At 35.9% G+C, this 13,276-nt stretch carries 10 protein-coding genes and 4 tRNA genes; 8 read left to right on the forward strand and 6 right to left on the reverse strand.

The window, feature by feature from the left end:
- Positions 1 to 2,462 precede the first annotated feature (2,462 nt).
- The 3 genes from ACGF5R_RS12705 to cspE all read right to left on the reverse strand — a co-directional run bounded on the left by ACGF5R_RS12705 (position 2,463) and on the right by cspE (position 4,850).
- The gene (locus ACGF5R_RS12705) at positions 2,463 to 2,645 is read right to left on the reverse strand and encodes a hypothetical protein (protein WP_387691143.1); all 183 of its coding nucleotides are present in this window, start codon (positions 2,643 to 2,645) and stop codon (positions 2,463 to 2,465) included.
- Positions 2,646 to 3,487: 842 nt separating this feature from the next.
- A complete protein-coding gene (locus tag ACGF5R_RS12710; protein ID WP_192881017.1) occupies positions 3,488 to 4,186 on the reverse strand; it encodes an MgtC family protein in 699 nt (232 codons plus the stop codon).
- Positions 4,187 to 4,637: 451 nt separating this feature from the next.
- Positions 4,638 to 4,850, reverse strand: coding sequence for a transcription antiterminator/RNA stability regulator CspE (cspE, locus tag ACGF5R_RS12715; RefSeq protein ID WP_011146114.1), 213 nt, complete (start codon positions 4,848 to 4,850; stop codon positions 4,638 to 4,640).
- A 609-nt stretch (positions 4,851 to 5,459) separates the two neighbouring features.
- Here cspE and ACGF5R_RS12720 point away from each other — a divergent pair.
- Together ACGF5R_RS12720 and ACGF5R_RS12725 are read left to right on the forward strand one after the other, a co-directional pair.
- Positions 5,460 to 5,966 carry a YlaC family protein gene (locus ACGF5R_RS12720; RefSeq protein WP_112877892.1) on the forward strand — a complete coding sequence of 169 codons (507 nt, stop codon included), beginning with the start codon at positions 5,460 to 5,462 and terminating at the stop codon, positions 5,964 to 5,966.
- A 146-nt stretch (positions 5,967 to 6,112) separates the two neighbouring features.
- Positions 6,113 to 6,188 (forward strand) — tRNA-Asn (locus tag ACGF5R_RS12725).
- Between the two features lie 146 nt (positions 6,189 to 6,334).
- Here the strand turns inward: ACGF5R_RS12725 and ACGF5R_RS12730 are convergent.
- Positions 6,335 to 7,411 (reverse strand): hypothetical protein, encoded by a 1,077-nt coding sequence (locus ACGF5R_RS12730; protein WP_112877891.1) that lies wholly within the window; start codon positions 7,409 to 7,411, stop codon positions 6,335 to 6,337.
- A 713-nt stretch (positions 7,412 to 8,124) separates the two neighbouring features.
- On the opposite strand from ACGF5R_RS12730, the gene ACGF5R_RS12735 reads away from it, so the two are divergent.
- The 6 genes from ACGF5R_RS12735 to ACGF5R_RS12760 all read left to right on the forward strand — a co-directional run bounded on the left by ACGF5R_RS12735 (position 8,125) and on the right by ACGF5R_RS12760 (position 11,387).
- A tRNA-Asn gene (locus tag ACGF5R_RS12735) sits at positions 8,125 to 8,200 on the forward strand.
- A 247-nt stretch (positions 8,201 to 8,447) separates the two neighbouring features.
- A tRNA-Asn gene (locus ACGF5R_RS12740) sits at positions 8,448 to 8,523 on the forward strand.
- Between the two features lie 258 nt (positions 8,524 to 8,781).
- Positions 8,782 to 8,857 (forward strand) — tRNA-Asn (locus ACGF5R_RS12745).
- A gap of 216 nt (positions 8,858 to 9,073) precedes the next feature.
- Positions 9,074 to 10,126, forward strand: coding sequence for a dihydroorotase (gene pyrC, locus ACGF5R_RS12750; protein WP_387691145.1), 1,053 nt, complete (start codon positions 9,074 to 9,076; stop codon positions 10,124 to 10,126).
- Positions 10,127 to 10,326: 200 nt separating this feature from the next.
- On the forward strand, positions 10,327 to 10,581 hold the full coding sequence (bssS, locus tag ACGF5R_RS12755) for a biofilm formation regulator BssS (protein ID WP_112877889.1): 255 nt from the start codon (positions 10,327 to 10,329) through the stop codon (positions 10,579 to 10,581).
- A 203-nt stretch (positions 10,582 to 10,784) separates the two neighbouring features.
- Complete coding sequence (locus ACGF5R_RS12760; RefSeq protein WP_112877888.1) at positions 10,785 to 11,387, forward strand: response regulator transcription factor; 603 nt, start codon at positions 10,785 to 10,787, stop codon at positions 11,385 to 11,387.
- Between the two features lie 188 nt (positions 11,388 to 11,575).
- Here ACGF5R_RS12760 and ACGF5R_RS12765 read toward each other — a convergent pair whose 3' ends face one another.
- Positions 11,576 to 12,634, reverse strand: coding sequence for a rhodanese-related sulfurtransferase (locus tag ACGF5R_RS12765; RefSeq protein WP_112877887.1), 1,059 nt, complete (start codon positions 12,632 to 12,634; stop codon positions 11,576 to 11,578).
- Between the two features lie 380 nt (positions 12,635 to 13,014).
- Positions 13,015 to 13,251 (reverse strand): DinI family protein, encoded by a 237-nt coding sequence (locus tag ACGF5R_RS12770; protein ID WP_112877886.1) that lies wholly within the window; start codon positions 13,249 to 13,251, stop codon positions 13,015 to 13,017.
- Between the last annotated feature and the right edge of the window lie 25 nt (positions 13,252 to 13,276).

Consider the following 13,276-nt stretch of genomic DNA (forward strand, 5'->3'; position numbering starts at 1 on the left):
TAATAATCTCTTACATAACTAAAATATACAGGCTTAGTCAGAGCAGTAACCATCCTTTGTATTACTTTTGATTCATCCAACTTCAAAAATATTGCGGTAGTGAGCTGCAAAAGTATTATTGCGTTACCTGATATAACATTTTTCATTAGCGATTAAGAATATTCTTAATGCAGAACAACTTTACTCCTGAATCATCAACTTATACAACGGAAAGAGGGCGCAATTTTAAATACTATGTGACATAACTCACAAAAACAAGGGCTTTTAATATGCATTTAATCGATGAATTGCTCATTAACTATTCAAACAATTAAATAAAATCCGAATTCTCAATTTTAATAAGTTAAATTATCTAAATAAAAATATTAGATATATTTTTTGATTTTATACGATCTATTAAACTTATAAATTTAAAATAACGATAAAAAATCCTATCCTGAGTCAAACTAACACTAAAAAAGACAGTTTTATCCCTGAGTAATAAGTGTAAACAATAATCTTATTCTGAGATCCAGAATCTCCATTTGTACGATAAAACAGATTGGGTTTATGTAAAATTTGGTTGTAAAAAAGATACTGGTATGATCACTTTTCGTTTAGATTTGTACTTTCTTTAACCAAAAGGTTTAACTAAAAATGCATACCTCAATGCACAGATAACACTAACCATACAAAAATAGCATAAAATACAGTAAGATAATGAATAAAAAAACAACTATAACAACATTTTATTGATTGCATAACAATCAATATCCAGCACAGAGATAGCCAGAAAAATCGGTCTATTTCGACTCCTGACAACCCAAATAGCAGCAAAATTAATTAGAAAAACTTATCAAATATTGTATTTCATAATATAATAATACGCAAAACCTCTCTATCAATTACTTTATCTTTTTCATCTTTAGTCTTCATACTCAAAATTAACCATTAATTAAATTTACACATGGTCAATATATATATTTTAAAAACATTAGGCATTTTAAACGAATTGAATATGATTTATTATCCCTACAATCTGCTTTAAAATTCTATATAAGAAATACAATTCCAGAAATAAAACCTCCAAACCACATAAATATATAATCCTATTAAATACCTATCATAAATTAAATTACCACTCTTTATATAATACAAGAAATGAATAGTTTACACATTAATATTTAAATAAAAACATACGCTATTTCCCAATTCATATTCTTATGATACAAATCAAGTGAAATATTAAAAGTCATTTTTTCCATTTTTCATTATTTCATGTAATATTTACGACTGTCATCCCAAAAAAATTATTTATACATATAAAAAAAACAGCTAATAATGTCATTAACATATATCAAAAATGTCATTTTCTTAAATGATAAGAATAGATAAAACAATTAACTCTATAGGAACAAAATAATTAATTGAGATTTACCGCACAAATAACTAATAGGAATAGAGATAAAAATCAATATCATTTCCCATCAGAATAATGAAATCAATAATCATTGGTGATATAAATATCCTGATATTCCATAAAAAAGATGAAAAAAATAGGATTTTGATAAGAAATTTATTTTCCTATATAAATAATAGTGATAATTTTCCGAGTAATTATAACTATTCCTCAAATATGACAGTTAATGCAACAACAGATTACAACCTAACCTAATCACAGAAACACTCTCAGAACAAAGGCACTAAACCCAATAGTTCATCAAACAAGAAGGGAATATAGCTATCGAGAATCATTATCAATTATGTAATCAATAACACTGGAAATGCATCTGTTTTTTGGACAAAACACATCCTTTATATGCACAATATATGAACAAAAGATATCTGAAAAAATAACAATTCAATACACTAATCTGGCTAAAATAAAACCTGATGAACAAAATTTTTCACTAAAAAATTATAAATATCAACATATATATCTATAAGATAAAAATAAAACAAACTAGCTCCACCAATACCATAGAATATCCAACATTTTTAATACCTCATTTATAATGATCTTCTCAAGAACCGTTTAATCCATTTTACCTCAATGTAAAAAAACCAAGAAATATCACACATCAGATCTTGTACTAGTAAATGAATATTTTGCGCCAAAAAGAATGGAATAAAGACTCTGGTAACCAATATTGAAAAAACATTCCAAAATTCAAACTTGCCGTTATATTCAAGCACTTGATAATACTCCCACTCGCCTCTCTTCTCTTAACGGCCCTTCATTTGACACCCCTAAACTCTTATCAAGCCTAGTAATATCTATCGCTTTTTTTGCACTATCTGTACCTTTGCTAACAAAAACTCCTACATCAGCGTATCTCAATACCACAGCACCATTAATGTTATCATCAAGAAACCAACTGTATGCCCGTTCTTTTGCAATACAGGATTTTTACGATACACAGTTTGCTAAATACCAATCTGATTTCATTTCTCAAGATTTCAGTCACCATCAACTCTGTTTGTTAGAATGCTAAAATAACTTTGAGTTCTAACCCTACATCATGACAAATCCTGACAGTAATAGCAGAATTATCCACGGTAAGAACTCCTGCTGCTGTGTTACTCTTTCTTAATACAGAAATAACAGGGACCACACTCTCCTCCACTGGATCAAGGAAAGTTAGCAACTCCTGTAATATCATCACTCTTTCATCACCATAAAGATGACAAACGTTTTTACTTTATCATCGGATAAATATCGAACTGTTAAATTAATACTCTAAAATTTTGTCTGATGGTAACCATCAGCCACTTCCATTATTTTTTCACGACATTCTCCATCAAGCAGAATTATTATCTATTTTACTCTTATATAAGAACAAACTTAGATCACTTCTTCTACTTACCCTTTGAAAATAATTGATATTTTCACTGAAAATTCTGAGCAATAATGAGCAGCTGATGGAGAACCAAATTAAATATCAACTCATCAATTTTTCTGTACCCGCGTATGATACCTATATCAGGTTTACCACGGCTAAATTCTGATATGAGAATAGCAATGTTCAACAGTCAGTCCAGTGACAAAACCAAGGCTAAAAATACCGCATCGAACGATTTTTACTTGGAGAAGCCATTAATCAACAATAGATTTAATTGTAACAATAGTAACTATTTGACCAATACCACTTCGCGTATCTGCCTCAAATAGCAGCAAGAACATAATCTCTCTTGGTACAAGATATGCGATCAATCATTCTGAGTACCAGGATCTGTAAAACTACAACGCAGTACTGTTACCACCACTCTAATCACAAGCTTCACAGCTTTGTTTATAATTTATCCTTGCCAAAATCACCAGCATATAAATAAAAGCATTACGGACGAAATATTCACCTTAATTATTCGGAAAATAGTTCTAAATAATTTCTTAATTATACGTTGCCTAACTGGGGAAACACACCATAGGCAACGCTTTGTTTGTTTCTTATGACGAAAATTATGATTCCTTATCAAATTAGTGATAACTGTTTTACACAAAAGACTTTCAGATCGGTAGTTCAGAAACAATTTTCCAGTTTATTGAGCTAACGCTCTTTTCCAGACTTATACGACAAACAATTGCTTCAATCTCTTTTTGCTCATCCAGAGTTGCTAACACTTCAGCGCACACTTCAAATTTTCCAGATTGAACTCTAGCAGCGAAACTCAGTGATCGTAGCCTCACAGCGACTCCATTGAGAGCCTGTAACACCAAAGTTCTCACCAGAATTTCGTCATCACTGTCACACACTATGTGAATTTTATAACACTGTACTTGATCAATAGCCTGCTGCCTGGGTTGTAAATTAATGCGCAAAGCTGCTTCACGTAACAATATATTTGCGCAAAGAATAATCGCTGTCGCTATCCCTGCTAGCCAATATTGTCCCAAGCCACACAGCACACCAATTCCAGCCGAGCACCATAAAGTTGCTGCGGTATTTAATCCATGAATGTTCATACCTTCCCGCATAATGACACCCGCACCAAGGAAACCAATACCTGAAACAACTTGTGCAGCAATACGACCAGCACTATCGGGTGAAGTTGTTATTGAACTGAGGATAAAAACTGCTGCACCGGTCGCAACTAATGCATTGGTTCTTAAACCTGCCATACGTTGACGCCATTGGCGCTCAGCACCAATTAATGCGCCAAAACACATAGCCGATAATAAATGAAAGACAAAAGGAGTTATTAACATGACATTCTCCATACAACCAAATGGATAAATAATCATGTGCATTTGTTTTGCACACAGAAATGTATGCTGAATATTTAATTCAGCCCTATTTTCTGTCCATACCTGGAGGTAACAAAGCGTAAATATATAACAGCATAATAAAAACCCAACATACTATCCCGGTTATTTGACCAAAACCGGATAACATCATTCTTTGAGTAAGTACAGCTCAGATATTTTGAGTGGTACTGCCCGCTTTATTTGGCAAGCAGCAAATCGGAAGGAAATAAATAGCTTGCCGTTTTATTGTCTATTTAACCGAAAACTTTGACTATCCAATGGCTATCTCTCCAATAAAATTCGTACGAAGTATAATCAGGAGTAATTAATAAGTAAAGAAGGATATGGCTTTAGCAAAGAAAAAGCCCGTCACTATAGAAAATAGTGACGGGCTTCAAAATCATCCAAGCAATCAGATAGCCATTACGTTTGCTGCTGCTGGGCCTTTTGCACCATTTTCAATGGTGAATTCTACGTTCTGGCCTTCTGCCAAAGTTTTGAAACCGTTACCCTGAATGGCAGAGAAGTGAACGAATACGTCTTTGCTACCGTCAGCTGGGGTGATGAAACCGAAGCCTTTAGACTCGTTGAACCACTTCACTTGACCTTTCATTTTGTCAGACATTGTGACTTTCCTATATATCAAAAAAATTTTGCCACCATTGGGCATGTATTGGCCAGTTATATCAGCTATTACTTATGGAGGCACTAAGAAGGAAACGCGTCAACAAAGGCTATCTGAGGATAACACTTACACATAACTCATTAACTCAAGATGTCGTACATAAAGTAGGTCTGTTAATCAGGCCGGCTGCATTAACTCATGATAGAAAAGGAATAGCAACCTTTTTATGCATTGGTGTTTTAAAAAAAATATTTATGCTCATTATTAAAGCAATAATTTAACAAACAATGTCATTAGTTATAAATTTTTTTGATTTATTCAACCTTTATCTTAATGAAAGCATTAGAGTTAATCTTAGTCAATAACAATTGGCAGATTAAAATAAAACAACTGATCTACGTAAGATCACCTCCCCCATGCTAGCCTTAAGGGCAATATATACCCGTCATCTTTCAAGTTGCCTCTTTGTTGGCTGCACTCACTCACCCCGGTCACATAGTTCTCTATGCTCCCGGGGATTCGCTCCCTTGCCGCCGCGATGCATCTTGAAATCCATAGGGTATAGTTATGAAAATATTTCACTTTTCTTTTGCTTAATCAGGTCAATATATGAATATCATTAAACAGATACTGATTCAGGATCTTGAACGAATCAACATCGAAGAACAACGTGATGGTAAACCCCGTTTTAACAGCCAATTTATCAGCAACCATCCTTATCTCTGCCTGGCTATGCTTGTATCCTACCTGTTTCTCGCTGCACTTATCTGGTATGCCCCATATTTTAGTTTACTTTCACTGCTAGCTTTTACAGTACTCTTCATTATTATGTCGGCGGTTTTATTACTCGAAATCAAACCTGTGTATCGGTTTGATGATATCGGCGTACTTGATCTACGGGTATGTTACAACGGCGAATGGTTCGTCAGCGAAAAAATCTCAGACTGCGCAATCAAAGAACTTTGTTCCCACCCTCATGTTCCATTGGCAATAAAAGATGAAATCAAGCGCATTATACAAATGAAAGGTGAAATTCATTTTTATGATGTTTATATCATGGTGTTTCCTGAGCAATCACATATAGCAACATCGTTACCGATCATGAATAGCCGATAAAATGAACAAAAGTACTCAACTTCAGTGAAATAGCACAGTTATAAGACAATGCGCTCATATGGCAAGCAAATAATAAACTAGTAAGCTTTTTTGCGTTGACAGCGTTTCAATTGATCGCTAGTATCCGCCCCGTTCTCAAGAACGATTCCTCCATAGTTCAGTCGGTAGAACGGCGGACTGTTAATCCGTATGTCACTGGTTCAAGTCCAGTTGGAGGAGCCAAATTCAAGCCTGGAGATGTTAAAGAGAATCTCTAGTACGCATAGAATAGCTGGTATACAAAAATATGGCTAGCATGCAAAAAAGCCCAATAAGAATTGGGCTTTTTTTCTATGTAAGCAACAACACATTCGCCGGCACCAAAATAATCAATCCAGAACTACCTTATAAATCTTCTCTTTAGATTTATGCAATATATTCACTTCACCAACAAATGATATTTCGTAGTGAATTCTTACCTGACCATTACCTATATAATTAAAGAAATCAACTCCACCCGGCTGACCATCTGCATTTTCTTCAGGCTTAATTACAGCTAACCGAAAAATATTATCTTCACTACCTTGTAAAGAATCTATCTTTAATACTAATTCCCCTGTATCTCGATTGTCAGCAGAATACCCTCTTATGTGTACTGTACCTTTTTTCAACTCCTTATCTTTAAGTTTTACATCGTTGACCAAAATATTGATGTCATAATCAATAATACTCTCACCAATTGGTCGGCCCCTATTTTCATCATACTCTTCAATATAAGGCACTTCTAAATCACGACGGACCTGGACTGTTGCAGAATCTTCATCAAGCTCTACAAGTACACGTTGAATAGCAGAAAATCTAGCAGTACCGCTTTCGCTAATAGTATAATAAAGGCTATCATGTTTACCTTCAGTAAGGAGATCATTTTTCACCGGCAAACTACGAATATCACCGCTATTTTGCACACCAGGAACAACTTCAACATTATCATTATCAAAAACAAATTTCAGTTCATGTTTATCTAAAATATTAGAATCAGTAAAAAGTACTCTAACTCCTGCTTTTATATCATCACCGCTAATAACATTATCATAATGTGCCGGATATACAGGTGCTGCCAATCCCACTGACTTTAGTTTAAATCGACTCAGAGCGGCTTTCGCTACCACACCACCACTCGCATCCGTTACTTCGGCATCAAAGCCAATTGTTGCATTAACTCTCTGATCTGTCTTGATTTTTACTAATATTTCAGATGCTCTACTAATGGGATCAAATATGCTATTGTTATTTACGATTTCATATTCGCCTTCATTCAAGCCATTCACCACAATTTTACTTTTGTAATTTTCTAATGATACAGAACCATCATCATCCTGTAGAACTACAAACAATCGTAATGGAACGTTAAACCAGTCTTTATGTGAAACCCAGTTAGTTACATCAGTATTAATTAAAAACTTCATGACTTCTCCTCATCTGTTTTATAAAAATCACCAGAAAATTAACCACTCTTTTCGGGGGGAATATTATCTGCTTGTTTTATATTTAAAATTATTTCCACCTCCTTACCAATTATTTAATTTAAAATATTTTTTGAAATAGTTTTTATTCATTTCATTGCATTTTATATGCATATGCAAATACATTATTAGATCGAGAATATCTTAGTATACTAGCAGAAAATGAGATTTCATTATTAATGTCAAACTCTTTATCATTCGCTTTGGCGTGGATTAATATCATGTTTGCCAAATCAGATATTAAATAATAAATTACTTTTTCAGTTAATAATTATAGACAAGTAAATCCGATAATAAATATCAAAATACAATAAGTGATCTGTTAAAACAGATAAAATAGGAAAATTACCATGAAATATAAAAATATCATAAATAACACAAAGAAAAAATTATCTAATATATATTTAATTATATTTTTAATGCTCATAATTAATTATTTTCTAAATAAAAATATAGATGGTATTTTCACCATCTAATTATCATGGGTAAATATCAGTTAACTCTCGTGTTTCTTGCGCTGAAAAATTTAATTGACAAAAAAATGGTAAAAAACATCATTATTGAACATCAGTTAACCAATCAAACTCAATTTTTACTTTTCCCCTTTGACAAGCCCAAAATACCCAGATATTATTCGCCTCGTTGTCAAGGACAATTCCTCCATAGTTCAGTCGGTAGAACGGCGGACTGTTAATCCGTATGTCACTGGTTCGAGTCCAGTTGGAGGAGCCAAATTCATAAGAAGCCCGCCAAGTGCGGGCTTCTTGCATTCCTAATTCCACCCGTCGCTTACAACGTAGTATAACAATTCTAATCAACATCAATCCGCTTCTATAGCATACATCTCCAGCAAATAAGCCTTATTTGGCATAAAAATAGATCAAAAAGTTCAGTTTGACAGCAAACAGACCATTTTTGTTATTTTCTGCTTTGACAAAGCAAAAGCATATCGTTAATATTCACCCCGTTGTGAAGGAGTTCCTCCATAGTTCAGTCGGTAGAACGGCGGACTGTTAATCCGTATGTCACTGGTTCAAGTCCAGTTGGAGGAGCCAAATTATGAAAATCCCGCTTAATGCGGGATTTTTGCTATTCTGACTTCTCTACTTAATTCTCCCAACTATTTACTCATAACATAAGCACGGTAGTTCTATTCAACTTACGTTAATGGAATAAAATTCCATCAAATCTCAAGTAACTAGCATAAAAATATAACAACAAGTGCATTTTGCCAGCAAACAAACTTTTTCTATTGTTTTATACTTTGACAAAGCCGAAACATATCACTAATATACGCCCCGTTGTGAAGGAGTTCCTCCATAGTTCAGTCGGTAGAACGGCGGACTGTTAATCCGTATGTCACTGGTTCAAATCCAGTTGGAGGAGCCAACTTCATCTCTTTTTTACCCTCATATTTTATTTTTCCTTTGTTATAAGAAAATCCACCTCTGACTACCCTAATCTAATTGATTTGGCTGAATTTTTTTCTAAAAATTATATTCATTAATAGCTATTCAACCATTTTAGCTTTATCATCCATTCCCGGCCTGGATATGCTGAACTCAGCATCTTCGTTCCTATCATATATACTGGAGCCGGTTTCTCATGACCACTGAATCATACACAATAAAAATCCGCCGCCCTGATGACTGGCACATCCATTTTCGTGATGGTGAAATGCTAAAAACTGTCGTTCCCTATACCAGTCGTTACTTTGGCCGTGCTATCGTCATGCCTAATCTGCTTTCGCCGATTACAGAAGTGGTCAGTGCTAAGGCCTATAGAGACAGAATATTGGCAGCCATTCCCGAAGGGCATAACTTCCAGCCCCTTATGACCTGTTATCTTACTAACACTACTGAAAGTTCTCAGATAGAAATAGGTTATAAAGAAGGCATTTTTACCGCCTGTAAGCTCTACCCTGCCAATGCCACAACCAATTCAAGCCACGGCGTCTCTGATATAAAGAATATTTATCCACTATTAGCCGTTATGGAAAAACTGGGGATGCCTCTACTCGTCCACGGTGAGGTTACTGCTTCTCATATTGATATTTTTGATCGAGAAGCCCGTTTTATTGAACAAGTTATGGAACCACTACGTAACCAGTTCCCGGCACTGAAAGTTGTGTTTGAGCACATAACTACTAAAGAAGCTGCGCAATATGTGCTGGAAAGCGATAACAATTTGGCAGCGACATTAACTCCACAGCATCTCATGTTCAACCGCAACCATATGCTGGTTGGTGGGATCCGTCCACATCTGTACTGTCTGCCTGTGCTGAAACGTAATGTGCATCAAGAAGCTTTACGAGCAGCCATCGCCAGTGGTTGTGATCGCTTCTTCCTGGGCACAGACTCGGCACCACATGCTCAACACAAGAAAGAATCCTCCTGTGGTTGTGCCGGCGTCTTTAACGCACTATCAGCGTTACCTGCTTATGCAACAGTGTTTGAGGAGATGAATGCATTACCGCATTTTGAAGCTTTCTGTTCACTTAATGGCCCTAAATTTTACGGGCTACCTGTCAATGAGGGCTTTATCGAACTGACTCGCAAATCCTCTACCATCATTGAATATATCGATTGTAATAATGAAAGGCTTATTCCATTTTTGGCTGGCGAAGATGCCCGTTGGGATGTGAAAGTAGCAGACTGATATAACATGGGGATGGTCATCATCCCCATTAATTTACATAGTTATCAACACACCAACAAATTGACTTACAATTCCTAACAAAAAACCTTCTTACTTTCATTAAAAAGCATATACTAACTAATGACTCATTCAAGAATGAGGTAGTTTGCTCTTAGTCAATGATATTAATAAATAATGCAGTGATCTGATTAGGAGGTTTTATGGGCAGTAAAGATGAGGTTATTCAAACGCATCCTGTTGTAGGTTGGGATGTCAGTACCGTTGATACATATGATGCAATGATGCTACGCCTTCACTATTTGTCCTCCCAAGATCAAACACCAGAACATGTCATGGTAGATCGAACCTTATGGTTGACAACTGACATTGCAAAGCAATTGATATACATCCTCCAAGCAGGAATTGAAAAGATCGAATCTTCAGAATACAGTGATCTAACCCATACGAAACATTAATAATCTTAAACCCGGACACCCGTACAAATGGGTGTCCGGGCAGGAGACACATCAATTCATCTCAAAGATTTTGTCTGGAATACCATATCACTATATAATAATTTCGGATTAAGTTAACTTAACCATCACAATTGCCGAGTTGACTACTAATAGATGGGGCGTTTATTGTGAGTTTGGCCAAACAGGAACAGGGATGTACAATAATGAAAATCTTAATTGTTGAAGAGTGCTATTATACCCGTTCAGGTATCAGAGAGTTTTTAAAGAAAAATGATAATGCCGAAGATCTTGAAATTGTTGACTCACCGTCAATTAATGAGGCTATAAATATTGTCACTCATTTTGCTCCTGATATTGTTTTAGCTAATTTGACACATTATTGTCATCATGCCAGTTACTGTTCCGATTTACAGAAATTCATTACACTTATAGATAACACTCGTATTTATATATACCTCGATAGCGCCTATCCTTATTGTGATCATTATATTACATTGAAGGATAGTGTTTTTATTCTGGCAAAGAGAAATCTTACCTACCTGCTTAATAAGATTAGCAAAATTACATTACAGGAAATTCAGAGACATAAAACAACAGTTGACCAATGCTGTTCTATTTTCAGCCCTCAAGAGCACAAAGTTATCGATTACTGGATGCAAGAAATCCCTAATTACCAGATATCAAAAAAGTTAAAAATCAGTAATAGCACAGTCTATTCTCATAAAAGACACATTACTGAAAAAATAAATGTGCATAATAGAATTGAACTCTGCTTTATTTACAATGTATTTAAATACCTCTATTAAAGTATTCTATTAACTATACCCTATGGATTTCAAGATGCATCGCGACGGCAAGGGAGCGAATCCCCGGGAGCATAGATAACTATGTGACCGGGGTGAGTGAGTGCAGCCAACAAAGAGGCAACTTGAAAGATAACGGGTATAAATCAAATAAACTGGCACATTGATCGCTGTGCCAGCGATTAATCACGTTATTCAACAGACTGTAGTGAAGTACTGTTCAACCCATCCTGTAGACGATGCCGGGATTTATTAAATATTTTTGCTCCATTTTCACGACCGGCACGGCGAGCACGCTGCTCGGTTTCCGGTAACCTGACTTCTTCTCTGCACATTTCACTACAACAGCCTTCAAATTTAGTTGCACACTCTGGACACTGAATAAATAGCAAGTGGCAACCTTCATTTTTACAATTAGTATGGCTGTCGCAAGACACGCCACATTGATGGCAATGAGCAATCACATCGTCTGAAATACGCTCTCCCATCCGCTCATCAAAGACAAAGTTTTTACCAATAAAACGTACCGGTAATCCCTGTTCTCTCGCTTTACGGGCATATTCGATAATACCGCCCTCTACGTGATAGACGTTTTTAAAGCCATTGTGCAGCATATAAGCACTGGCTTTTTCACAGCGAATACCACCGGTGCAGTACATTACAATATTTTTATCCTTATTATCCTGCAATATTTCCGCAGCCATTGGCAGCTGTTCACGGAATGTATCAGAAGGAATTTCAATTGCATTTTCAAAATGCCCGACTTCATATTCATAGTGATTGCGCATATCAACAAATAGCGTATCAGGATCATCCAGCATCTGGTTGACCTGCTCAGCTTTAAGGTACTCGCCGGTTTTTGATGGATCAAAAGTTTCATCTTCAATCCCATCAGCCACTACGCGGTCACGTACTTTCATACGCAAAACCCAGAAAGATTTCCCATCATCATCAAGCGCAATATTCAGCCTCAAATTATCCAATGCAGGATCAACGCTATACAGCAAAGCTTTAAATGCTTCTAAATTATGAGTTGGTAAACTTATCTGAGCATTGATCCCCTCTTTAGCAATATAAACCCGGCCAAATACTGAAAGATCAGTAAATTGTTGATACAAGCTGTTGCGAAAAGCCAGAGGATCTAAGATGTTAAAATATTTATAAAAAGAGATGGTCGTACGAGGTTGAGTCTCCGCCAACATACGTGCTTTCAGCTCTTTATTAGAAATGCGGTTGTGTAACACTGACATGGTGTACTTTCCTGAATTTCAAGTCATAAAATAGGGATGTATACCCTATGGATTTCAAGATGCATCGCGACGGCAAGGGAGCGAATCCCCGGGAGCATAGCGAACTATGTGACCAGGGTAAGCGAGTGCAGCCAACAAAGAGGCAACTTGAAAGATAACGGGTATATAAGTGATAGCCTCCGCTATCAAGCGTAATATGATAACGAAAATGATTTTCAACGAGTAGTCATTTGTAACGCAATGATAGGAAATCAGTAATAATAAAACGGGAGGGCCCTCCTCCCATCAATTGATTACGCAGCCCTTTGCTCACAGGACAAAGATAGATACGCCAAACGACTAGCAACCAGCAAGTTTAACTGGCAATGGCTTAATCTCTATCAAGGCTGGAACCAATCATCAGCGCTTTCCCATGTCTCTTGTAGAATCTCTTCAACGGCTTTCCTGTCATCAGGAGTTCCACCACGAATAGATAGCCCATCATGACTTGCCAACTTCACATTGGTTTTAATATCAGGCCAGCGACGTTTAAGACGGTTATCCAGTTCTACAGCAAGCGCAGGGACGGCACCTTTTGGCAGTTTTTTAGATTTATCGATAGTGACTTCTACATGCATAATTTTTCCCTCCACAAACAACACT

Source organism: Photorhabdus sp. RM71S (assembly GCF_042879355.1).
Classification (GTDB): domain Bacteria; phylum Pseudomonadota; class Gammaproteobacteria; order Enterobacterales; family Enterobacteriaceae; genus Photorhabdus; species Photorhabdus kayaii.